The organism is Halobacterium noricense (genome assembly GCF_021233435.1).
Lineage (GTDB): Archaea > Halobacteriota > Halobacteria > Halobacteriales > Halobacteriaceae > Halobacterium > Halobacterium noricense.
The window spans coordinates 629,451-650,086 of record NZ_CP089468.1 but is presented as its reverse complement, the minus strand read 5'-3'; the positions used below and the strand labels follow the sequence as shown (position 1 = coordinate 650,086).

The following is a 20,636-nucleotide window of genomic DNA, read 5'->3' as shown; positions in this document are numbered from 1 at the left end:
CGTTTAGTCGCGTCGCGCGAACCTCCCGCTATGGTCGCAGACGTGACGGTGGCGAGCGTGGCCGCGATGCTGGTCACCGCGAGCTTCCCGTGCTACCTCTACGGCGCGTGGATCATCGTCGACGCCGAGACCGTCACGTGGGGGACGCTCAGACACCACCTCGCGTACATCTTCCTCGGGCTCACGCTCAACACCGTCCCCGTCGTCGTCTGGATGATTCCCGCGCTGTTCGACCAGCTCGGCGGATTCGCCGTCGTGCACGCGTTCTTCGGCGTGCAAGCGTACGCGCTGCTGGCGTTCGCGCTCACCGGCATCGTCCCGATTCTGCGCGCGAAACGCGAGTACAACCTCTACCACGACCCCGACCAGGACGTCGACTTAGACGAGATTCACGAGAACATGAGCGCGTGGCGGCTCCGCCTGCGCGCAGGCGTCGTCGGATACGTGCTCTGCTGGCTGGTGGCGTGGGTGCTCGGCGTCGCGCGGTTCGTGACGAAGTACGAGACGGGGTTCTGAAAGAGGGCGAGTAGAATGGCAGGAGACTACGATTGACCCCCTCCCGCGCCTGAAGACGCGGGAATCCCACCACGGGATTTCAGGCCCGGCGTGGCCCTACGGTTTCAGGACGCATACGTTCCAAGCGTCTCTTGCTGGATGGCAGCATCGGCTTGGCTGTCTTTGTGGCGCGGTCAAACCGCCCCATCCGCAGCCGAATCATCGTCGATAGCGACGAGATTGGCTTGATGCCCGCTGACGGTATTCTGTGTCATCACCCCGGCCGATCCACCGCAGCCGCATTTAGAGCCAGTCAGTGGTGAGGAAAACGACAGGCTGGATTGCGTCGCGGTCGGGGTAGGACTCCAGGACGCACTGGATGATGCGATATAGTTTATGCGAGGAAAGGCGCTGTTCAGGCGCGTAAAAGACGTCCTCGTGGTCGTCTCGTGGAGCTTGCACGTAATCATCGTCGTGGGTGACGATGATGCGATTCGTGCGGGCCGCGTACTGCAAGACCTCCGGGTCTTTCGCGCCAGTTCCAAGTGTATCGACGTTAACGACGCGATCCACGTCGTGGCCAGCGCGTGAGAGCGTATCCGCGAGTGATGCCTCTGTGTCCTCGTCAAGCAAGAAGCGAACCCCCATCGCTACTGTGGGGCGTCCTCGGGACCGGTGGCGATACCCGAATCGTTCTCGGCCATCTCACGGACGCGCTCGCGCTCTTCCTCGACCGCCCGCATCTCCTCGGGGTGGTCGTGGTAGTACGCCAGCGCGTGGTAGATCTCAGAAAGCGAGAGGTTCAGCCGGTTGGCAACGGTCTCGGGATCGAGGCCATGACCCTCTACCCGCTCATGGATGTGTTGGACCGTCACCCGTCGCCCCTTGATGTGGGGTTCGTCGTGGATGTCTGAATCGTCGCCGGAAACAACCCGTCTCACTTGCGTCGACATACTCTATTCCTAACTACCGGAGCAAACTACTTCAACTTTCTCCGGCTCCGGACTCACCGCGTTAGTCACGCGATATATTCGCACTACTGAAGCCCATCGTTCCGATCCGTGTATCATCGGGGAGTACCAAACTCCCGTTAGATACCGCTGCATTCCCGGAACTAACCGTTTCGCCGTCGCTTCCGTCGAAGAGTTCTGCGGCGTCCATCCGCCCCGGACTCCACTGAGGTCCCTACCGCCCGCGGTACCAGACGTAGCCGAGGACGACCGCGAGCACGAGCAGCCCACCGGCGAAGAACAGCACGCCCGGCGGGAGCCCCTGTGCGACCGACTGCGACGCGGTGGTCGCGGCGGTCGTCGTCGCCTGCGCCGTCTCCGTGGCCTGCTCGTTCATGATGCCGATACCGCCGCCGTCGGTCGTCGCGGCCGCCGTGTCGCCCGCGTCCCCACCAGTCGTCTGGTAGTCCGTCGGCGCGCCCTGTCCGCCGAACAGCCGCTGGACGACGAGGCTCGCGACGCCGAGCACGCCGACCGCGCCGAGCACGCGCAACAGCCGCTCTTTCAGCGACGGCTTCGACGCCTCGTCGGTGGCGAACACGACCAGCGACTCCGACGCGGGCGCGTAGACGTTCATCTCGCGGCCCTGCTCGGAGTACCACGTGTCCGCGACCTCCACGAGGTCCGCCGCCACGAGCTTCTCCAGGTGGTACGTGGCGTTCTGGAGCGACGTCCCGACGTCGTCCGCGACGCTCGACGCGGTGTCGGGCTCCTCGTACAGCGCGGCGAGAATCTCGCGGGCGGTGCTCGAAGACAGCGCCTCGAACACCTCGTCGGCGGCGTCCTCGCGGATGCCGACCACGCGCGAGCCGTCGCCGCGCTCGACGGTCGACCGCGACGGGAGCAAGCGATTCCCAGCCATCTACGCGAGGCTACACGTCGCCCCCTCAAAGCATCTCCTAAAGCTAAAGCCCCGATTTGAGTCTGTCCGCGGAGGGGAAAACACGCGCTTACCGGCCGCCTACCACTCGCTGCCGTCCGCGAGGTCGACGTCGTGCTGGAGCTTCGAGGACGGGCAGACGTCTTCGAGCAGGCAGTCCGAGCAGTCCGGGTTGCGCGCGGTACAGGTGTCCCGGCCGTGGCTGATGAGCCAGTGCGTGAAGTTCTGCCAGTGCTTGCGCGGGACGACGTCCATCAGGTCCACCTCGATGGCCTCCGGGCGTTCCTCTTCAGTGATGCCGAGCCGCCGCGAGATGCGCTGAACGTGCGTGTCCACGACGATGCCCTCGGTGATGTCGTGGCCGTGCTGGAGCACGACGTTCGCGGTCTTCCGACCTACTCCGGGCAGGTCCGTGAGCTCGCTCATCGTGTCCGGCACCTCGCCGTCGTGTTCCTCGACGATTTGCTGGCAGGCGTTCTTGAGGTAGCCTGCCTTGCTGTTGTAGTACGTAATCGAGTTGAGGTCCTCGGCGAGCTCGTCTTCGTCGGCGTTCGCGTAGTCCTCCGGGGACTGGTACTTCTCGAAGAGGTGGGCGGTCTCCTTGTTCACGCGCTCGTCGGTGCACTGCGCGGAGAGAATCACGGCGACCAGCAGTTCGAGGCGGTTCGAGAAGTTCAGCGAAATCTCGGGCTCGGGGTACTCCTCTTCGAGTCGGTCGACGACCTCCCCGACCTGCGCCTCGTGCGTGTCCAGCGGTGTTCCCATACTCCGGCACTCGACCGTCCAGCCCTTCCCTGTAACGGAACCGGCGCGGCGAACGTTCAAATACGAGGACGGGACCACGCTCACGCGTGACCTGACGACGGCGGCAGGGTGCCCGCGGGAGCGCGGCACGCCACTCTGCCGACCCGCCGACGCGCGTGCCGCCTGTCAGCCCTACGTGCCACCCGATTCCGTCACCGGCCGGCCGGCTTCCGGGACGTTTATGCGCGCGACAGACACCCATCGGGGTATGAAAGCGACCGCGCGAGCCCACCCGATTCAGGGCATCGTGAAGTACCACGGGATGCGGGACGAACAGCTCCGGCTCCCCTACCACGACTCCATCAGCGTCTGTACCGCGCCGAGCAACACGACGACGACCGTGGCGTTCGAACCCGACCGCAGCGAGGACAGCTACGTCGTCGACGGCGAGGTCGTGGACGGCTCCGGGGCCGACCGCATCCGGAAGGTCGTCGACGAGGTGCGCGAGCGCGCTGGCGTCGACCACCGCGTGCAGGTCGAGAGCGTGAACAACTTCCAGTCGAACATCGGCCTCGGGTCGTCGGCGTCCGGGTTCGCGGCGCTCGCTCGCGCGGCCACCGAGGCCGCCGGTCTCGACCTCTCCCTGCCCGAGATTTCGACCATCGCACGCCGCGGGTCGGCGTCCGCCGCGCGCGCGGTCACGGGCGGATTCTCCGACCTCCACACGGGCCTGAACGACGAGGACTGCCGGAGCGAGCGCCTCGACGTCCCCGACGAGTTCGTCGACGACCTCCGCATCGTCATCGCGAAAGTCCCGTCCTACAAGGAGACCGGGCACGCACACGCCGAGGCCGCGGACAGCCACATGTTCCAGGCGCGCCTCGCGCACATCCACGCGCAACTGGCGGAGGCACGCGACGCCCTCCGCGAGGGCAACTTCGAGCGCGTCTTCGAGACCGCCGAGCACGACTCGCTGTCGCTGGCCGCGACGACGATGACCGGCCCGTCGGGGTGGGTGTACTGGAAGCCGGACACCATCGAGGTGTTCGACGCCGTCCGCGAACTCCGCAGCGAGGCGGACGTTCCCGCCTACTTCTCGACGGACACCGGCGCGACCGTCTACGTCAACACGCGCGCCGAGCACGCCGACGAGGTCGAGGAAACAATCGCGGACTGCGGCGTCGAAACCGACGTCTGGAAGGTCGGCGGCCCCGCGCACGTGCTTGACGAGAGCGACGCGCTGTTCTAACCCGCGCGGGCGGGTACGGTTTTGGCCCTGGCTCGCGTAGCCAGGCGCATGCGCGTCGTCGTACTCGGCGGCGGTTACGCGGGCGTCGTCCTCACTGACCGACTGGAGCAGCGCCTCCCGGCCGACGTCGACCTCGTGGTGGTCGACGACACCGGCGACCACCTCGTCCAGCACGAACTCCACCGCGCGATACGCCACCCGGAGTTCGCCGACGACGTCGTCGTCCCGCTCGACGACATCTTCGACCGGGCGCGAGTCGAAGTCGCGACTGTCGAACGCGTCGACCGCGACGCCCGGCAAGTCGAACTCGCGGACGGAACCAGCCTCGACTACGACGTGGCCGCGGTCTGTCTCGGCGCGGAGACCGCGTACTACGACCTGCCGGGCGTCGAGGCGCACGCCAGCCCACTGAAGCGGCTGCCGGACGCTGCACGCATCCGCCGCGAGTTCGAGAACCTCGTCAAGTCGGGCGGCGGCACGGCCGTCGTCGGTGGCGCTGGCCTCTCCGGCGTGCAGACGGCGGGCGAACTCGCAGCGTTCGCGCGCGAGAAGGACGCCGACATCGAGATCGTGTTGCTCGAACAACGCGAGACGGTCGCGCCGTCGTTCCCCGAGCAGTTCCGGGACGCGGTCCGCGACGAACTCGACCGCGAGGACGTCGAGGTGCGCACTGGCATCACCGTCTCGCGCGCGAGGGCCGAGGCAATCGAAACCGACGACGGCGACGTGGCGTACGACGTGTTCGTGTGGACGGGCGGCATCCGCGGCCCGGACGCGCTCGGCGGCGAGCGCGTGAACGTTCGCGCGGACTTCGCCGTGGACGACCACACGCTCGTGCTCGGAGACGCCGCGCGGGTCGTCGACGCCGAGGGGACGGCAGTACCGGCGTCCGCGCAGGCGGCCGTCCGCGAGGCGAAGGTCGCGGCGCGGAACGTCGAGGAGGTGGTCGCAGACCTGCGCGAACACGACGACGGCTTCCGGCCTCGACTCGAACGGTACACGTTCGACTCGCCGGGCTGGCTAGTGAGCGTCGGCGACGGCGCGGTCGCGCAGGTCGGCCCGAGCGTGTTCCGCGGCGCTGCGGCGAACGCCGTGAAGTCCGGCGTGGGTGCGAGCTACCTCGCGTCCGCCGGCAGCATCCGGGACGTGGTCGGGCTGCTCCGCGAGGAGTTCGACCTCGCCGGGGAGTGACCCGGCTCGTGTAACCTGACGGCCAATCCAGTTTTACGGGCCCCAACCGACTAGACGAGTATGACGGCCGACAGTTCCGCGGCTTCGGGTCCGCCCGTGCAGACCGACGGGAGCGGGTCTGCAGAGGGAAGCGACGCGCTCGACGGCGACCACACGGTTCTCGTCGTAGACGACGAGGCGGAGTTCGCGGGGGCTGTCGGCAATTGGATAGACCAGCGGTGGAACGCGGTCGTCGCGACCGACGGCGAGGAAGCCCTCGAAAAGTACGGCCCCCACGTCGACGCCGTGTTGCTCGACCGGCGGATGCCGAAGCTCTCCGGCGACGAGACCCTCCAGCGGATACGCGAGCGCGACGGGAGTGCCCGCGTCGCGATGTTGACAGCGCTGGAGCCCGACCTCGACGTGGTCGAGTTGGACTACGACATGTATCTGGAGAAGCCCGTGGACCGCGGGGAGGTCGTGGACGCCACTCAGGAGCTGCTGGAGCGCGCGAACTACACGCGAGAACTCCGGGCACTGTACGCGCTCAGTTCGAAAATCGCGGAGTTGCAGGCGTGCTACGACGAGGCGAAGCTGGCCGACGACGAGCGCTTCCAGCGGCTGCAGACGGAGTTAGAGCGCGTGCGCGAGCAGGCTGCCTCGCAACTCGACGGCACCGACGACGGGACGATGGCCGAACTCCTGCAGGTCGTCGAGGACGCCGGCCGGTAGTCGTCAGGTCGACGCCACGGGGAGCGTGATGCGGACGACGGTGCCCGTGGGTTCGTTGTCCCGGATTTCGACGCCGCCACCGTAGGATTCGACGGTTTTGCGCACGAGGAACAGCCCGAAGCCGCTGCCGGAACTGTGTTCGCCGAGTTCGCCGCGCTCGAATACTGCTTCCTTGCGGTCGTCGGAGATGCCGGGGCCGTTGTCCGCGACCCGGACGGTCACCCAGTCGCCGTGGCGTTCGGCGTCGACGTGGACGCGGGGCGTCTCCTTGTCGTTGTGTTCGACGGCGTTCGTGAGGACGTTCTCCAGCACTGGTTCGAGGAGTTCGTCGGCGCTCACGGCGACGTGCGGGATGTCGCCGAGCGAGACGACCGCGTCCTCGTAGGCGTTGCGCGTGCCGTCGGCGACGTCTTCGAGCGCGGGCTGGAGGTCCACGGGCCGGAGGACGTGTTCGTCGTCCTCGACGAGGGACTTGGTGTAGGTGCGCATCGTCTGGACGAACTCCGCCATGCGGTCGAGGTGGTCGAGGAGGACGTCGCGGTGGTCGTCGAGTTGTTCGTCGTCGGCGTCGTCGAGCGTCTGGAGGCGGGCCCGCACGACCTGGATGTCGTTGAGGAGGTTGTGGCGGAGCGTGCGGTTGATGAAGTCCAGTTCCTCGCGCTCGGCGGCGAGTTCGCGCTCGTAGTCGAGGCGGCCGAGCACGTCGTCGAGATGGGTAGCGAGCACGTTGACTGCGTTGAGTTCGCGGGTGGCAAGGTGGGCGATGAGTTCGATGCAGCCGCGGTCCCCAACCTCGGCAACCGTGTTGAACGTGCTGTCGGAATCGTCCAGGCCGGCGACGACCTCGCCGTCGAGCACGACGCGGACGTCGGAGGGAGCGTACAGTTCCTCGACGGCTTCCCGGGCGAGCGCGGCGGCGCGGTCGCGGCTCTCTGCGTTCACGAGCTTCGACGCGTACTCGTGGAGGAGGTCGAGGCGTTCGTTAGCTTCCCGCTCGCGCGCGAGCTGCTTCTGCTCGGTGACGTCGGTCGCAACGACGTAGACGTACGTGCGCCCGCGGTCGGTATCGTAGGGGACGAACTGGACGATGAACTCGCGGCCGTCGCTGTCGTTGCGGTCGCCGTACGCGACTTCGTGGACGCCGTTCGCTTCGCTGTACGCGATTTCCTGGGTCGTCGGTTCGCCGCCGTGGTCGCCGTCGAACAGTGACGACACCGACGTCCCCGCGAGGCGGGCAGCGGCCTCGATGGCGGCGTCCGGGTCGTCGAACGTCTCCCGGAAGCGCTCGTTCGCCGACGAGACGGCGGGCGAGCCGTCCGCGAGTTCGACGGTGGCGACGGCGTCGCTGGTGTTCTCGAAGAGGCCGACGAGGCGGTTTCGTTCGACCTGGAGGTCGCGGCGGCGGCTGTCAGAGCGCGCGCGGTAGACGCCGATGCCGAACGACCCGAGCGCGCCGACGACGACAGCGTCGAGCGCGATGACGTACGGCTTGAGTTCGTGCATCACCCACAGTTGGACGGCAACAATCCACGCGAACAGGATGGCCGTCGCGACGAACCCGGCGAAGGTCGTGGACGCGACGGTGGTGACGTGGTCGCTGTCCCACTCGGAGCGTGCGAGCCAGACGCCGCCCGCGACGAGGAGCGCGGCGAGGGCGAACAGGGTGATGTTCTCGACGAGCGAGGGGAGGATGCCCCAGCCGAGTTCGGTGGTGTCCTCCCAGATGTCGTACAGCGGGATAGCGAACAGCGCGGCACCGAGGAGGGCGACGGCGGACCCGGCGAGCCGCCGGCGGCTGTCCGGTGTCGGGGAGTCGGCCATTTGTCGAAAGTGCTGTCAGCAGGCAGTTAAGCGTACTCGCCGAACCAGGCGCGAGCGCGTCGAATTACGCCGTGTTCGCGCGCGGCAGGTCGACGGTGAATACAGTCCCACGGGGCTCGTTGTCGGTGATTTCGATGTCGCCGTCGTAGTGGGCGACGAGCGTGCGCACGAGGTCGAGGCCGCCGTCGGCGTCGGCGAGGACGTCGGGGTCGACGCCGGGGCCGTTGTCGCGGATTTCGAGCCGGACCGCGTCGGCCGTAGGTTCGACCGCGACTTCGACCCAGGGGTCGTCGGCGTCGTTGTGCTCGGCGGCGTTCTCCACGAGGTTGTCCACGACCGTCTGGAGGGCGTCGTTCGCCCGCACGTGCGCGGACTCGGGAAAGCCGGTCCTGACAGTGACGCGGTAGGCGCCGGCGACGCGGTCGGCGGCGGTTTCGGCGAACGCCGTGAGGTCGACGGGTTCGAGGGTCGCGTCGTCGGTGATGGTGTTGGCGATGGTGTTGGCGTTCTCGATGCGGTCGAGCGCCTCGTTGGTCTGTTCGCGAATCGTCTCGGTGCGGGATTCGACCGATTCGTCGTCGGTCCTGGTAGCGAGCAGCTCGGCCTGCCCGCGGACGATACCGAGGCTGTTGCGGATATCGTGGCGGAGCACGTCGTTGACGAACGCGAACGCGTCGCTGGCGTGGGACGCGCGCTCGGCGTCGCGGCGCGCGCGGACGTAGAAGACGCCCGCGACGAAGCCGGCGAGAGCGCCGACGCCCGTGTAGACGAGCATCGGGAACACGGGTTCGGCGACACTGCGGCCCTCGAACTTGCGGACGGCGATGGTGAGGAGCGTGATGGTGGCGAAGAGCGTGCCCCCGACCGCCGACCAGGTCGCGACGAGCCAGCGGTTGTCGGACTCGAAGTCCGCGGTGTGCAGCCAGTAGCCGGCTGCGAGGAGTGCCACGGCTGGGATGCCGTCGACGAGGAACGCGGACAACGGCCCGCCGACGTGGTCGATGTGCTCGATTTCGGTGGCGTGGTGGACCGCGGAGACGGCGAGCAGGCCGACTGCGAGCCCCGCAACGCCGGCGACCGGCAGGTGTCGTTGCACACTGCCCATAGGAGAAGCGACCGGAGACGCTAACTTAGTTGTTTGTAGTCACAAGGCGGGTGAACGACGCGAAGAAGGAGTTCTCAGTTCTCGGAGTGCTGGAGCGTGAACGGGCTGTCCTTGCCGGGAGTCGCGCGCAGGACGCGCTGGACGCGGTTGTGCCACTGGTCGTAGAACCGGCGGCGTTCGGCGTCGGACGCCTCGCCCGCGACCAGTTTCGGAATCAGGTCCGTCACGCTGTCGCCGTCCGCGCCCGGCGGCGACGTGCCGACGGCTCCCGGCGCGAACGAGACGCGGACGCTGTCGTCGGTGTCGAGGCGGTGGAATACGAACGTGCGGCCGGGGCCGTCGAGGTCCGTGAACGATAGCAGGTTCTCGCGGCCGCCGTAGCCCCCGAAGCCCGTGAATCCGGTCTCGCGGTCCGCGCCGGTGACGTGGCTGACGACGTTCGCCATCGGGCCGAGGCCGTGGTCGTCGGGGTCGCCCCCGACTTCGACGGCGACGTCGCTGCGGACGGGGAGGTCGTCGGGGTAGAGGTCGTCGAGCGCGAGCTGCGTCGCGCGATACGCGCCCGCGACGGCGGGGCAAGCGTGGCCCGCGGCGAGCACGACTTCGGGGAAGCCGACGACCAGCGGGTCGCCCTCGGGGACGACGCCGAGCAGTTCCGCGAGCGGGTCCCGGACCGCGATAGGGTCGGCGTCCGCGAGGTGTTGCCAGTTCGTTCGCTCGGTGCCGCGTCTCGGTGTCGGATCGGTCGCTGGGTCGAGGAGGTCACTCATGGATTTCGAGGTAGGTGGTGTACTGTTTGCGGAGGACGCGCCGCCGGCGCTCGACGACGGCGAGCAGTTCGTGCGGGGTCTCGGCGGCGAGTTTCGGGTACTCGGTCTTCGCGCGGCGGTCGGTGCTGTGGATTTCTAGTACCGCTCCCTCGGGGAGGTCTTCGAGCGCGCGCTGTACGCGCACGATGCCGTTGGCGCAGCCGCGACCGCGGTTGTCGACGGTGCGGTCGGGGTCGACGTCGGGCTCGATGTCGGGGACGTCGAGGTCGGGCATCAGTCGCCCACCTCCTCGCCCATCTCCGCGAGGTCGCAGACGCCGTCGATGGGCGAGCACGCGCGCCACATCGGGCACGCGAGGAAGATGGCGAACAGGACGGCGACGAACCCGAGTTTCGCGAGCACCGCGAGGCCGACGGTCGTGCCGACGTACGTGCCGGCGCTGGTCCCAAGTGCGTCGACGGCCTGGTAGACGCCGGTCGCGACGAGCGTCGGGATGACGAACCGCACCGTCCACCGGAACCGTTCGAGCTGTTCGCCGGCCGCCTGGACGACGGGCGGCGTCGGGCGGAGTTGGCCGGTCGGCACGGCGACGAAGATGTTCCAGACGGCACCGCCGACCCACGCCGCGAACGCGAGCAGGTGGACCGCACGCGAGGCTGCGGGGACGGCCCCGCCACCCGCGAGTGCGACGTCGGCGACGGCAGACAGCGCGACAGTGAGGACGGCGCCCACGAGCGCGAGAACGCCGGCGAGCGTCCGGAAGCGTTCGGGCACGGGGGCGTCGTCGAAGGTGTCGATGGCCCCCGTGGAGACGGTGGCACCGAGCGCGACGGCGAGCGCCACGCGGAGCGCGAGCGGCGTGTCGGCGTAGACGACGGTGAGCAGCGCGACGCCAGTCACGGCGAGCACGGCGAGCGCGCCGACCGCGATGCGGTCGAAGCGCCGGTACATCTCCGCGCAGTAGTCGGCAGCGGCGTCGACGTCGCCCGGGCGGACGAAGCCGTGTTTCCAGAGCAGGCCGCCGAGGAGCACGCCGAGCGCGTCGAAGTAGCCCCACTTGGCGAGCGCCAGCACCGGCGACCACTGCCCGGTGAGGTCGAGAGTCAGCGCGGTGCCGACCAGCGACGCCGCGAGGATGACCGCGAGCGCGGCCTTCGGGAGGAGGTACTTGTCGAAGAGTTCGTCGGCGACTGTGCCGGCCGGCTCGTGGGTCACGTCTGCCATCGCGACTGGAACACCTCGTCCCGTGATTAGGCACACCTAAACTAAGGGCTGTGTGCGGACATGTTCGGTTCCACACCGCGCCGTGGCGAGCCGAACATCTCCGGACGCAGGCCTTTGCGCGCCGGCGGCCTACGTCGAGGTGATGGACTCTTCGACGTGCGACTCCGAGGCTGGCGTCGAGTGGACTTTCGCGGGCGCGAGCGAGCGCTGCGCGCCGGTCCAACGGGAGGGCCGCTACCTCGAAGCCGTCCTCGAATACCGGGGGCTGGAGGCCACGCGGTTCGGCGGCGCGTTCTTCCCCGACGCCGTCCCCTACACCTGCGGCGAGGAGGCCCGCGTTTTCTACTGGCGTTCGGCCCTCGACGCCGCCGCACCCCCAGCGAGCGCGTGGGACAACGTCTGCGCAACGCCGTACCGTGTCCAGCCGGCGAGCGAGGGCGAGCGGGTCGCACCGGCGCTGACGGCCGACGACGGGCGGACGGTCGTCGTGGAGGGGACGGCCGGCGGCGACTCGACGGAAGCCGAACTCGCAGCGGGCGACGCTCCCGAGGTGACCGTCGAGCGCGTGAGCGCGGCGGAAGCGGTCGTCGCAGCGAGCGGGGGGACGTTCCGCGTCGAATCCGGTGAGCGCCGCGAGTACGCACTGGACGAACAGCGCGTCGAACTCCCCGACGGCGAGTGCGCGACCGTGACGCCCGTGCTGACCGTCCGATACCCCGGTGAGCGGACGTTCTACCATCCCGCCGTCGACGCGTCCTACCGGCTGTTCCCGTCGTTCGGGCTCGACCTCGACGTCGCGCCGCGCACGCTAGACGTGGAACCGGGGCCGAACGTCGGCGAGGACGCAGTCGCCGCTGCACTCGGCGTCGACCTCGATTCGCGGCCGTACGCCGAGGGCGTGCTCTGGCAGGCGTTCGTTCACATCGCGTTCGGAGACGGCACGGCGCCGACGCTCGCGCAGTTTCCGGACGGCCTACTCGCGGTCTGGCCGGGCGAGTGACCCCGGCTACTCAGCCGGCCGGCCCGAGATAGGTCACCTCGGGAATCACGGCCCGAACCCGAGTAATTCCGCCGAAGGCGTGGTGAAAGGTGACATATCCGGAATGCATTTATACCAGCTCTCTGTTAATGCGTGGTATGCCATCAAGAGTCAATAGGCGCGACGTCATTCGCGGTCTCGGCGCCGCAGGTATCGCCGGGCTCGCCGGCTGTACCGGCGGCGACGGCGGCGGCAGTGACGAGACGACGACCGGCGGGAGCGGTGGCGACACGACCACCACCAGCGGCGGCGACAGCGCCAGCCGGACGCTCATGCAGGGCGTCCTCCAGCCGACGACCGGCGATCTCGCCGACCTCGGCGTGCCCATCCGGGACGCCGCTGTCCTCCCGCAGACGCTGCTCGAAGGCGAGACGGACTTCGAGCTGGACTTCTCCGTGCAGGACACCCAGACCGACCCCAACGCCGGCCAGTCCGCGGCGCAGACGCTGCGCAACGGCGGCTACCCCGCGGTCACGGGCGCGGCGTCCTCGGAGGTCACCATCGCCGTCGCGGAGAACGTCTTCATCCCCTCGGGGATGGTCGGCTGCTCCCCCGCGAGCACGTCCCCGGCCATCACCGACCTCGAAGACAACGGCCTCATCTTCCGCACGCCGCCGACGGACGCCCTGCAGGGCCAGGTGCTCGCGCAGGTCGCCGTCGAACAACACCAGGCGTCGACCGCGGCGACGATGTACGTGAACAACTCCTACGGCCAGCTGCTCGCCGAGAGTTTCAACTCGGCGTTCCAGGACCAGGACGGGCAGGTCGCCCAGGAGGTCTCCTTCCAGAAGGGGCAGTCGTCGTACACCTCCCGTATTTCGCAGGCGCTCAACGACAACCCGGACGTCGTCGTCGTCATCGGCTACCCCGAGAGCGGCATCCAGCTGTTCCGTGACTTCTACTCGGACTTCGACACGGACGTCCCGATTCTCGTCACGGACGGGATGCGGTCGGCGAGCCTCCCCGCGGACGTCGGCAACCCGCTGAACAACGTCACCGGCACCGCGCCGCTGGCGGCGGGTCCGGGCCGCGACTACTTCGACGAGCAGTACCAGGCCGAGTACGGCGAGGAGCCCGGCGTTTTCACGTCGCAGGCGTTCGACGCCACCGCGGTCTGCCTGCTCGCGAACGCGGCCGCCGGCGAGAACTCCGGGGCCGCCATCGCCCAGGAGATGCAGAACGTCGCCAACCCCGGCGGCGAGGAGGTCACGCCGAGCACGCTCGCGGAGGGCCTCGAAATGGCCGCCGAGGGCACCGAAATCCAGTACTCGGGCGCGTCCAGCGCCGTCGACTTCGACGAGAACGGTGACCTGAAGGCCGCGACCTACGAGTACTTCGGCTTCCAGGAGGGCGGCGGCATCGAGACGCTCGACGAGATTCAGTTCTCCGCGTAACGCCACGACCACCCGTTTTTTCGACGCCACGCCCGACAGCGACGCGTCCCGCGCGCCGAGACGGATTCTCTGGGCTTGCGAACGCCACCAGCGTGTTTTGTCGGTGCCTGTGAAACTGCCGCGCGGAGAGTCATGCAAGCTACACGAATGCGAGTGGCGGCAGCGACCGCCCTCGTCGTCGTCTCCCTGACTGCGGGCTGCATCGGCGGGCTGTCGGCCGACGGCTCCGTCGACGCGAACGCAGTCGGAGACGCAGTCGAACAGCGGTACGCCGCCCTGAACGGCTACGACGCGACGGTCACCCGCACGGTCGAAGTCGGCGACTCGACCACGGCGGCCCGCGCGAACGTCACCGTCCGCGGCGACCGACGAGAGGTAACGTACAGCGCCGGCCCACGCGCCGGTGAGACGATGGCAGGAACGACCGACAGCGGCCCGGTCTTGGGCACTGGAGTGGCCACCGACACCCCCGCGACGCCCGCCGGCTACGGGGCGCTCGCGGAGTCGCTCGTGCGCACGAGCGACGTCAGCGTCGAGCGCGTGACCACCTACGATGGCCACCGAACCGCAGTCGTCGAACTGGATCCACAGGAGAACGCGACCGGCGACGGGACGAACGTCTCGCGGACCGTCTGGGTCGACCTCGACCGCGAGATTCCCCTGCAGGTCGTCACGTCGTGGACGACCGACGACGGCCAGTCCGCGTCGGTGACGGTCACGTACGACGACGTGACGCTCGTCCGGAACGAGTCCGCGAACGCGGAGGTGGCGGCGTGACGGCCGACCGCTCCGCCCGCGGCAGCGTACGTGGGGTGACCATCGTGCTCGTCGTCGTCGGCGTGGTCGTCGGTGTCGCGTTCGCGCCGCAAGCGTGGGGGTACGCCACCGAGCCCGACGGCACGGTCGCCGTCGTGGAACTCCACGGCACCATCACGGGCGACTCCGCGAGCGCGGTCGTCGACGACCTCCGGGAAGCCCGGCAGAACGACTCCATCGAGGCCGTCGTCCTCGACGTGGACAGCCCCGGCGGGACCGCGTCCGCGAGCGAACAGCTCTACCTCGCGGTGAAGCGCACCGCGGGCGAGATGCCCGTCGTCGCGAGCGTCACCGGCACCGCGGCCTCCGGGTCGTACTACGCCGCCGCGCCCGCAGACGACATCTACGTCACGCCCGCCTCCGTCGTCGGGAGCGTCGGCGTGCGCGCCACCCTGCCTTCGGGCGGCGTGCCCGCCGGCGAAGTCGTGACTGGCCCGGACAAGGGCGCCGGCTCGACACCCGACGAAGTGCGCGAGCGCGTCGAGACGCTGCGCCGCGCGTTCGTCGGCTCCGTCTTCGCCGAGCGCGGCGACCGCATCGAGTTGACGCGCGAGGAGGTCTCGCACGCGAAGGTGTACGCGGGCGCCAGCGGCGTGGAGAACGGCCTCGCCGACGAAATCGGCGGCGTCGACACGGCCATCGGGGCCGCCGCCGACAACGCCGGCCTCGATGACTACGACGTGGTGCGCATGGAAGCGCCCCAGCCGTCGGTGCTCGCCCAACTCGGGCTCTCGACCGACGACGCCCCCGCGGGCGCGACCACCGAGCAGGTGTTCGAGTACCGCGGCGTGGACACCGTCCAGTACCTGATGCTGCACGGGACAATCGAGGCGAATACGCAGACGGAGGTGACCGCAAATGCGAGCGCGTGAGCTCACGCGCGCTGTCGGCGTCGTCGCCGTCGTCGCTGTGGTCGTCGTCGCGGCGGCGTTCGCTGGCGGCCTGGTGTTGGGGTCGCCCGCGCAGTCCGACGCGCCCGCCGCGCCGGCCTACGATACGAACGAACTCGTCGCCGAGCCAGTCGAGGACGGCGGGAGCGTCACCGCGCCCGCGGGCGACGAGTCGAAGACCATCGTGGTGGACGTGAGCCACGGCAACGACGTCAGCGAGGACGCCCTCCAGCCGCTCGTCGACGCGCTCGTCGCCGCGGACCACGAAGTCCGGGTGTACGGCGGCGGGTCGTCGAGCGGCTTCAACAGCCAGCCGGGCGCGGCGTTCAACGAGACGCTGCGCGGCGCGGACGCGCTCGTCGTCGCCAGCCCCGCGACGACGTACTCGTCGAACGAGGTGGCGGGCGTGGAAGCGTTCGCCGACGCGGGCGGCCGCGTGCTGCTCGCTGCGGAGCCGCCGACGACCACGAGCACGACGTCGACCGTCTCGATTCCCGGCCTGACGTCTAGCGGGTCGGTGTCGGCTGCCGGCCAGCCGGCGAACCTCGCGGCGGCGTTCGGCGTGTCGTTCGGGAACGGCTACCTCTACGACATGGCCGAGAACGCGAACAACTTCCAGTCCGTCTACGCGGCCGGTGACGGCGGCGTCGCCGACGGCGTGGGGAACGCAATCCTCACCGACGCGACGCCCGTGACGACTGGCGGGGACGCCTCGTCGGTGCTCACTGCCAGCGACGTGTCGCTGTCGTCGACGCGCGAGGAAGCGTCGTACAGCGTCGCCGCGCGCAACGGGAACGTGCTCGCCGTCGGGGACATCGACTTCCTGACGTCGAGTACCGCGACCGAGGGCGACAACGACGTGCTGTTGAGCAACGTCGCGGCGTTCCTCGTCGGTGGCGACAAAGAAGCAGGCGCGCCGGCCAGCCCGTCGGGTTCGGCTGGCGGGCAGAACGGAACCGGGTCGCCGGTCGTGACGGCCTAGCCGCCGAGGAACTCCTGGCGGACCTCCTCGTCCGCGAGGAGCGCGTTGCCGTCGTCCATGTAGCTGTTCTCGCCGTTGACGAGCACGTAGCCGCGGTCGCAACGGCGCAGCGCCTCCTTGGCGTTCTGCTCGACCATCAGCACCGAGGTGCCGTCATCGTTGATGCGGTCGATGCGGTCGAACATCTCGTCGACGAGGTCGGGCGCGAGGCCCGCCGAGGGCTCGTCGAGCATCAGGAGGTCGGGGTCGAGCATGAGCGCGCGCCCCATCGCGAGCATCTGCTGTTGGCCGCCCGACAGCGACCCCGCCTTCTGGGTGGCCCGCTCTTCGAGAATCGGGAAGCGGTCGTACACCGACTGTATCTGGTCCTCGGGCACGTCGTCGAGGATGTACGCGCCCATTTCGAGGTTTTCGCGGACCGACAGCCCCGCGAAGACGTTCTCGTTCTGGGGGACGTAGCCGATGCCCTCGTGGATGATCTCCTCGGGCGGGAGTTCGTGGATGGGCGTCTCCTGGAACGTAATCGCGCCGCCCATGTACGTCGTCAGCCCGAAGATGGACTTCATCACGGTGGACTTGCCGGCCCCGTTCGGGCCGACGATGGTGACGTACTCGCCGTCGCGGACGTCGAGGTCCACGCCGGACAGCACCTGGAGGTCGCCGTAACCCGCGTCGAGGTCGCGGACCGCGAGGATGCCCTCCTCGCCGTCGGGGAGCGCGGCCTCGCGGGATGCGTGCTCGCTCATACGTTCCCCCCGAGGTAGGCCTCGATGACTTCCTCGTTGTTCTGTATCTGTTCGGGCGGCCCCTCGTCGAGGACGCGCCCCTGGTGCATGACGATGACGTGCTCGCAGTTCTCCATGATGAGGTCCATGTCGTGTTCGACGAGCAGGAACGTCAGCCCCTGCTCGCGGAGGTCGTGGATGCGGTCGAGGAGCTTCTCCTCCAGCGTGGGGTTGACGCCCGCGAACGGCTCGTCCAGCAACATCACGTCGGGGTCGGTCATCAGCGCGCGCGCCAGTTCGAGCAGTTTGCGCTGGCCGCCCGAGAGGTTGCCGGCGTACTCGGTCGCGAGGTGGTCGAGTTCGAAGAACTCCAGCGTCTCCCAGGCTTCCTCGCGGCGGTCGCGCTCCTGGTCGACGACCTGGCCGCGCAGCCCGGGGACGACCGAGCGCGTGATGGATTCGCCCTGCTGCTCGCCCGGCGCGAGCATCACGTTCTCCAGGACGGTCATCTCGTCGAGCTGGCGGGCAATCTGGAACGTCCGCACGAGCCCGCGCTGGGCGATGTCGTGGGGCTGGAGGCCGGTAATTTCCTCGCCGCGGAAGTAGACGTCGCCGGCGGTCGGCTCGTGGACACCCGTGATGCAGTTGAACGTCGTGGACTTCCCGGCCCCGTTCGGGCCGATGAGCCCCGTCAGCGACCCTTCCTCGACTTCGAAGGAGGCCCCGTCGACGGCCGTGATGCCGCCGAACTCCTTGCGCAACCCCTCGACTCTGAGCGGGAGGCCGCGGGGCACTTCCTTTGCGCCCTCCTCGACGTCGGAGTCGGCGGCTTCCGGTTCGAGGTCCTCGGGGACGTCGACGTCCTCGGGCACCTCCGCGTCGGCGATGTCGTCGCCGGCGTTACTCATCGTCGTCACCCCCGTTCTCGGCAGCAGGACTGCGGCCCGGGCGCGTGTCCGCGGCCAGCGAGACGCCGGCGGCGGTCTCCTTGCGCGCGCCGAGCAGGCCGTCCGGCCGGCGCTGGACGAGCACCACGAGCAACAGCCCCATGCCCATGAACCGGAGCGTGTCGATGTTGTTCAACAGGAACCCGGCCAGCGGCATGAGTTCGCCGCTGGCGAGGGGGACGAGCGCCTCGATGAAGTTCGCGGGGTCCGCGGAGACCTCGAAGGCGTTCGTGACGATGTTCCGGACGACCGGCGGTGCCTCGAACAGCAGGCTGGCGAACAGCGCGCCGCCGAGCACGCTCCCCATGTTCGACCCAGCGCCGCCGATGATGAGCGCGATGAAGATGTAGAACGTGATGTTCGGCCGGAACGTCACCGGCGTAATCGACGCCCGCGGCCCCATCGCGAACCAGAGGATGCCCGCCAGGCCCATCAGCCCGCAGCCCAGCGCGAACGCGCGCACCTTGAAGTTCTGGGTGTCCTTGCCCAGCGACTGGGCGGCGGTCTCGTCCTCGCGGATGGCCTTCAGCACGCGGCCGTACGGGGACTTCCCCGTGCGCTCTAAGACGAGGTAGACGACCAGCAGCGCCACCAGCACGCCGACCGTGTAGACGGTGTTGATAGCGGTGAACCGCTGGATACCGAACTGCTCGGCGAACGAGAACACCACCTGTCCGACCGCGGTTGGCTCCGAGATAGTGCTCGACGGGTCGCTCAACAGCAGCGTGTTGACGGGGCTCGTCGGGAGGTTGTCGAACCCGCTGGCGCCGCCCGTGATGTCGGCAAACGCGGGCGTGTTGTAGACGATGCGGATGATTTCGGAGAGCGCGACCGTGACGATGGCGAGGTAGTCGGCTTTCAAGCGGAGCGCGGGCAGCGCCGCGACGAGGCCGACGATGGTCGCCGCGAGCATGCCGCCGATGATACCGATTGGCAGCGGGAGCCCGAGGCCGGCTGGACTGCCCGCGGGCGAACTGGACAGCATCGCGACGGTGTACGCGCCGACCGCCATGAAGCCCGCCACACCGATGTTGAACAGGCCCGCGTACCCCCACTGGATGTTCAGCGCGAGCACGACGATGCCGTACACCGCCGACAGGAACGTCACGCGGCGCACGAGCGCGAGCAGGCCGTTGTTCCCGTAGCCGAGCTGGGTGCCGAACGCGTAGAACAGCGCCCAGATGCCGAGGAACATCACGGTGACTTTCGCGGCGTCGTACGCGAACAGTTTGCGCAGCGGGTCGAAGACGTTCCGCGTGGTGGACTCGCTCATGCGGTCTTCACCCCCCCGAAGATGCCCGACGGGCGGAAGAGGAGAATGAGAATCATGAGCGCGAACGCGGTCGGCCGGGCGAACGACGAGAGGTCGCCCTGCAGCCAGATGAGCGACATCCGGCTCGCGAGCCCGATGACGAGCCCGCCCGCGATGGCGCCGTAGATGGAGCCGATGCCGCCCATGATGACCGCCGCGAAGATGAGCAACAACAGCAGCCAGCCGGTCTGGAAGCCCAGCCCGCCCTGCGAGAGCACGAGCAGATAGCCGGCAGCACCCGTCAACCCGGCGCCGATGAGCCACGTCGACTTGATGACGCGCTCGGTCGGGATGCCGGTGATCTGTGCGAGCGCGCGGTTGTCGGCCATCGCGCGCATCGCCTTTCCGAGTTTCGTCTGCTGGAGGAGGACGTGGAGGCCGACCATGAGCACGGCCGCGACGACCACGAGCGTGACCTCGTGGAGGTCGACGATGATGGCGCTGCGGGCCGGGCCGAGGAACGGCAGCGCGTCCGTCACCGCCTCCGCGACGTTCATCGACGGGAGCTGGTCGGTCGACGTGACGATGCGGCGGTTGTTCCCGAACACGAACGCGACCAGGTACCGGAGCATGAACGCCACACCGATGGACGCGATGAGCAGGGAGATGCCGTCGGCGTCGCGCATCGGCCGGTAGACGAAGCGGTCGAGCACGAGCGCGACCGCGACGGTCATCGCGACCGCGACGACGAGCCCGACGACGATGGCCAGCGGCGACAGCCAGATGTTCGCGCCGGCGTCCAGCGGCGGCGTTTGGAGCAGGACGAGCGAGACGAGGTCCGCGTCTTCGAGGCGTGGCTGGCCGAGACCCGTGACGGCGTTGATGGCGGTCTCGGTGAGCGCGAGCAGGCCGCCGATGCCGGCGATGACGTACGTGACCGCCCACCCGGAGAACGCGCCCGCGGTGAGGTAGTCGCCGTGCGCGAAGTTGGCGAAGTTGAGGATGCTGTACGTCAGCGACAGGCCGATGCTCGCGAGACCGATGACAGCGCCGATGACGACGCCGTCCCACGCCAGCCCCGCGGCTTCACTGAGGGGGACGTCCCCGCCGAACCAGAGCGCGAACCACGGAGTCTCGAAGGGACCCAGCGAGACGCCCACGAGTTTCGCGAGCAGGTCCAGGAGGAGGACGGCCGCGACCGCCCAGACGACGGCCGCGCCGGGACTGCGCCGCGCGGCCCGGAGTCCGCGTTCTACTGTTGCGTTCGCTTCCATGTGTAGTTCTCTCGTGGTACGCTCGGACACGGAGCGATAAATAACGCTCGTTCGATGTGGCAGTATTTGCCTAACGTGGTCCCTGTTGGCGAGTCGTCCGCGAAAAATCGAACCGAG

22 protein-coding genes are annotated in these 20,636 nt (G+C 68.8%); 9 read left to right on the top strand and 13 right to left on the bottom strand.

Going from position 1 to position 20,636, the window contains the following annotated elements; all coding sequences use genetic code 11:
- The first annotated feature begins 30 nt into the window (after nucleotides 1-30).
- Complete coding sequence (locus LT974_RS03620) at nucleotides 31-516, top strand: DUF7321 family protein (RefSeq protein ID WP_232589304.1); 486 nt, start codon at nucleotides 31-33, stop codon at nucleotides 514-516.
- 282 nt (nucleotides 517-798) lie between these two features.
- On the opposite strand, the gene LT974_RS03615 is transcribed toward LT974_RS03620, so the two are convergent.
- The 4 genes from LT974_RS03615 to nth form a co-directional block, all read right to left on the bottom strand.
- Nucleotides 799-1,143 carry a DUF5615 family PIN-like protein gene (locus tag LT974_RS03615; RefSeq protein WP_232589303.1) on the bottom strand — a complete coding sequence of 115 codons (345 nt, stop codon included), beginning with the start codon at nucleotides 1,141-1,143 and terminating at the stop codon, nucleotides 799-801.
- Nucleotides 1,144-1,145: 2 nt separating this feature from the next.
- Entirely contained in the window at nucleotides 1,146-1,448 is a 303-nt protein-coding gene (locus LT974_RS03610) for a DUF433 domain-containing protein (RefSeq protein ID WP_232589302.1), read from the bottom strand.
- Nucleotides 1,449-1,680: 232 nt separating this feature from the next.
- Nucleotides 1,681-2,367, bottom strand: a complete 687-nt coding sequence (locus tag LT974_RS03605; protein WP_232589301.1) for an ArsR/SmtB family transcription factor — start codon at nucleotides 2,365-2,367, stop codon at nucleotides 1,681-1,683.
- A gap of 99 nt (nucleotides 2,368-2,466) precedes the next feature.
- Nucleotides 2,467-3,150: an endonuclease III gene (nth, locus tag LT974_RS03600; RefSeq protein ID WP_232589300.1), complete on the bottom strand. Its 684-nt coding sequence runs from the start codon at nucleotides 3,148-3,150 to the stop codon at nucleotides 2,467-2,469.
- Nucleotides 3,151-3,397: 247 nt separating this feature from the next.
- Here nth and mvaD point away from each other — a divergent pair, with 247 nt between their 5' ends.
- Genes mvaD through LT974_RS03585 form a run of 3 tightly spaced genes read left to right on the top strand, consistent with a single transcriptional unit; the run spans nucleotide 3,398 to nucleotide 6,280 of the window.
- On the top strand, nucleotides 3,398-4,378 hold the full coding sequence (gene mvaD / locus LT974_RS03595; RefSeq protein WP_232589299.1) for a phosphomevalonate decarboxylase MvaD: 981 nt from the start codon (nucleotides 3,398-3,400) through the stop codon (nucleotides 4,376-4,378).
- Nucleotides 4,379-4,426: 48 nt separating this feature from the next.
- Nucleotides 4,427-5,569, top strand: a complete 1,143-nt coding sequence (locus LT974_RS03590; RefSeq protein WP_232589298.1) for an NAD(P)/FAD-dependent oxidoreductase — start codon at nucleotides 4,427-4,429, stop codon at nucleotides 5,567-5,569.
- Nucleotides 5,570-5,629: 60 nt separating this feature from the next.
- Entirely contained in the window at nucleotides 5,630-6,280 is a 651-nt protein-coding gene (locus LT974_RS03585) for a response regulator (RefSeq protein ID WP_232589297.1), read from the top strand.
- Between the two features lie 3 nt (nucleotides 6,281-6,283).
- Here the strand turns inward: LT974_RS03585 and LT974_RS03580 are convergent, their stop codons facing one another.
- The 5 genes from LT974_RS03580 to LT974_RS03560 all read right to left on the bottom strand — a co-directional run bounded on the left by LT974_RS03580 (nucleotide 6,284) and on the right by LT974_RS03560 (nucleotide 11,200).
- A complete protein-coding gene (locus LT974_RS03580) occupies nucleotides 6,284-8,101 on the bottom strand; it encodes a sensor histidine kinase (RefSeq protein ID WP_232589296.1) in 1,818 nt (605 codons plus the stop codon).
- 64 nt (nucleotides 8,102-8,165) lie between these two features.
- Complete coding sequence (locus LT974_RS03575) at nucleotides 8,166-9,206, bottom strand: ATP-binding protein (protein WP_232589295.1); 1,041 nt, start codon at nucleotides 9,204-9,206, stop codon at nucleotides 8,166-8,168.
- 74 nt (nucleotides 9,207-9,280) lie between these two features.
- Entirely contained in the window at nucleotides 9,281-9,976 is a 696-nt protein-coding gene (locus LT974_RS03570) for an FmdE family protein (protein WP_232589294.1), read from the bottom strand.
- Nucleotides 9,969-10,250, bottom strand: a complete 282-nt coding sequence (locus LT974_RS03565) for a sulfurtransferase TusA family protein (RefSeq protein ID WP_232589293.1) — start codon at nucleotides 10,248-10,250, stop codon at nucleotides 9,969-9,971. The genes LT974_RS03570 and LT974_RS03565 overlap by 8 nt, the downstream gene beginning before the upstream one ends.
- Nucleotides 10,250-11,200 carry a CopD family protein gene (locus LT974_RS03560; protein WP_232589292.1) on the bottom strand — a complete coding sequence of 317 codons (951 nt, stop codon included), beginning with the start codon at nucleotides 11,198-11,200 and terminating at the stop codon, nucleotides 10,250-10,252. Before LT974_RS03560 ends, LT974_RS03565 begins: the two co-directional genes overlap by 1 nt.
- Before the next feature lie 142 nt (nucleotides 11,201-11,342).
- Between LT974_RS03560 and LT974_RS03555 the strand changes: the two genes are divergently transcribed.
- From LT974_RS03555 to LT974_RS03535, 5 genes are all read left to right on the top strand, one after another.
- The gene (locus LT974_RS03555) at nucleotides 11,343-12,200 is read left to right on the top strand and encodes a hypothetical protein (RefSeq protein ID WP_232589291.1); all 858 of its coding nucleotides are present in this window, start codon (nucleotides 11,343-11,345) and stop codon (nucleotides 12,198-12,200) included.
- Between the two features lie 137 nt (nucleotides 12,201-12,337).
- Nucleotides 12,338-13,633 carry an ABC transporter substrate-binding protein gene (locus LT974_RS03550; RefSeq protein WP_232589290.1) on the top strand — a complete coding sequence of 432 codons (1,296 nt, stop codon included), beginning with the start codon at nucleotides 12,338-12,340 and terminating at the stop codon, nucleotides 13,631-13,633.
- A 132-nt stretch (nucleotides 13,634-13,765) separates the two neighbouring features.
- A complete protein-coding gene (locus LT974_RS03545; protein WP_232589289.1) occupies nucleotides 13,766-14,410 on the top strand; it encodes a hypothetical protein in 645 nt (214 codons plus the stop codon).
- The gene (locus tag LT974_RS03540; protein WP_232589288.1) at nucleotides 14,407-15,321 is read left to right on the top strand and encodes a S49 family peptidase; all 915 of its coding nucleotides are present in this window, start codon (nucleotides 14,407-14,409) and stop codon (nucleotides 15,319-15,321) included. The genes LT974_RS03545 and LT974_RS03540 overlap by 4 nt, the downstream gene beginning before the upstream one ends.
- Nucleotides 15,308-16,321, top strand: coding sequence for a GldG family protein (locus tag LT974_RS03535; RefSeq protein WP_232589287.1), 1,014 nt, complete (start codon nucleotides 15,308-15,310; stop codon nucleotides 16,319-16,321). The genes LT974_RS03540 and LT974_RS03535 overlap by 14 nt, the downstream gene beginning before the upstream one ends.
- Here the strand turns inward: LT974_RS03535 and LT974_RS03530 are convergent.
- Genes LT974_RS03530 through LT974_RS03515 form a run of 4 tightly spaced genes read right to left on the bottom strand, consistent with a single transcriptional unit; the run spans nucleotide 16,318 to nucleotide 20,519 of the window.
- Nucleotides 16,318-17,067, bottom strand: coding sequence for an ABC transporter ATP-binding protein (locus LT974_RS03530; protein WP_232589286.1), 750 nt, complete (start codon nucleotides 17,065-17,067; stop codon nucleotides 16,318-16,320). The two genes, LT974_RS03535 and LT974_RS03530, sit on opposite strands and share 4 nt — an antisense overlap.
- Nucleotides 17,064-17,954, bottom strand: a complete 891-nt coding sequence (locus LT974_RS03525; protein WP_232589285.1) for an ABC transporter ATP-binding protein — start codon at nucleotides 17,952-17,954, stop codon at nucleotides 17,064-17,066. Before LT974_RS03525 ends, LT974_RS03530 begins: the two co-directional genes overlap by 4 nt.
- Nucleotides 17,947-19,266, bottom strand: a complete 1,320-nt coding sequence (locus LT974_RS03520) for a branched-chain amino acid ABC transporter permease (protein ID WP_232589284.1) — start codon at nucleotides 19,264-19,266, stop codon at nucleotides 17,947-17,949. The genes LT974_RS03525 and LT974_RS03520 overlap by 8 nt, the downstream gene beginning before the upstream one ends.
- Nucleotides 19,263-20,519, bottom strand: a complete 1,257-nt coding sequence (locus tag LT974_RS03515; protein ID WP_232589283.1) for a branched-chain amino acid ABC transporter permease — start codon at nucleotides 20,517-20,519, stop codon at nucleotides 19,263-19,265. Before LT974_RS03515 ends, LT974_RS03520 begins: the two co-directional genes overlap by 4 nt.
- Nucleotides 20,520-20,636 lie beyond the last annotated feature (117 nt).

Bases quoted from the DNA above. Each gene is read 5' to 3' on its own strand.
- LT974_RS03570 (WP_232589294.1), bottom strand. From the start codon at position 9,976: ATGAGTGACCTCCTCGACCCAGCGACCGATCCGACACCGAGACGCGGC.
- LT974_RS03620 (WP_232589304.1), top strand. From the start codon at position 31: ATGGTCGCAGACGTGACGGTGGCGAGCGTGGCCGCGATGCTGGTCACC.
- LT974_RS03515 (WP_232589283.1), bottom strand. From the start codon at position 20,519: ATGGAAGCGAACGCAACAGTAGAACGCGGACTCCGGGCCGCGCGGCGC.
- LT974_RS03535 (WP_232589287.1), top strand. From the start codon at position 15,308: ATGCGAGCGCGTGAGCTCACGCGCGCTGTCGGCGTCGTCGCCGTCGTC.
- LT974_RS03565 (WP_232589293.1), bottom strand. From the start codon at position 10,250: ATGCCCGACCTCGACGTCCCCGACATCGAGCCCGACGTCGACCCCGAC.
- LT974_RS03545 (WP_232589289.1), top strand. From the start codon at position 13,766: ATGCAAGCTACACGAATGCGAGTGGCGGCAGCGACCGCCCTCGTCGTC.
- LT974_RS03520 (WP_232589284.1), bottom strand. From the start codon at position 19,266: ATGAGCGAGTCCACCACGCGGAACGTCTTCGACCCGCTGCGCAAACTG.
- LT974_RS03525 (WP_232589285.1), bottom strand. From the start codon at position 17,954: ATGAGTAACGCCGGCGACGACATCGCCGACGCGGAGGTGCCCGAGGAC.
- LT974_RS03610 (WP_232589302.1), bottom strand. From the start codon at position 1,448: ATGTCGACGCAAGTGAGACGGGTTGTTTCCGGCGACGATTCAGACATC.
- LT974_RS03575 (WP_232589295.1), bottom strand. From the start codon at position 9,206: ATGGGCAGTGTGCAACGACACCTGCCGGTCGCCGGCGTTGCGGGGCTC.
- LT974_RS03580 (WP_232589296.1), bottom strand. From the start codon at position 8,101: ATGGCCGACTCCCCGACACCGGACAGCCGCCGGCGGCTCGCCGGGTCC.
- LT974_RS03530 (WP_232589286.1), bottom strand. From the start codon at position 17,067: ATGAGCGAGCACGCATCCCGCGAGGCCGCGCTCCCCGACGGCGAGGAG.
- LT974_RS03615 (WP_232589303.1), bottom strand. From the start codon at position 1,143: ATGGGGGTTCGCTTCTTGCTTGACGAGGACACAGAGGCATCACTCGCG.
- nth (WP_232589300.1), bottom strand. From the start codon at position 3,150: ATGGGAACACCGCTGGACACGCACGAGGCGCAGGTCGGGGAGGTCGTC.
- LT974_RS03585 (WP_232589297.1), top strand. From the start codon at position 5,630: ATGACGGCCGACAGTTCCGCGGCTTCGGGTCCGCCCGTGCAGACCGAC.
- LT974_RS03555 (WP_232589291.1), top strand. From the start codon at position 11,343: ATGGACTCTTCGACGTGCGACTCCGAGGCTGGCGTCGAGTGGACTTTC.
- LT974_RS03560 (WP_232589292.1), bottom strand. From the start codon at position 11,200: ATGGCAGACGTGACCCACGAGCCGGCCGGCACAGTCGCCGACGAACTC.
- LT974_RS03590 (WP_232589298.1), top strand. From the start codon at position 4,427: ATGCGCGTCGTCGTACTCGGCGGCGGTTACGCGGGCGTCGTCCTCACT.
- mvaD (WP_232589299.1), top strand. From the start codon at position 3,398: ATGAAAGCGACCGCGCGAGCCCACCCGATTCAGGGCATCGTGAAGTAC.
- LT974_RS03550 (WP_232589290.1), top strand. From the start codon at position 12,338: ATGCCATCAAGAGTCAATAGGCGCGACGTCATTCGCGGTCTCGGCGCC.
- LT974_RS03605 (WP_232589301.1), bottom strand. From the start codon at position 2,367: ATGGCTGGGAATCGCTTGCTCCCGTCGCGGTCGACCGTCGAGCGCGGC.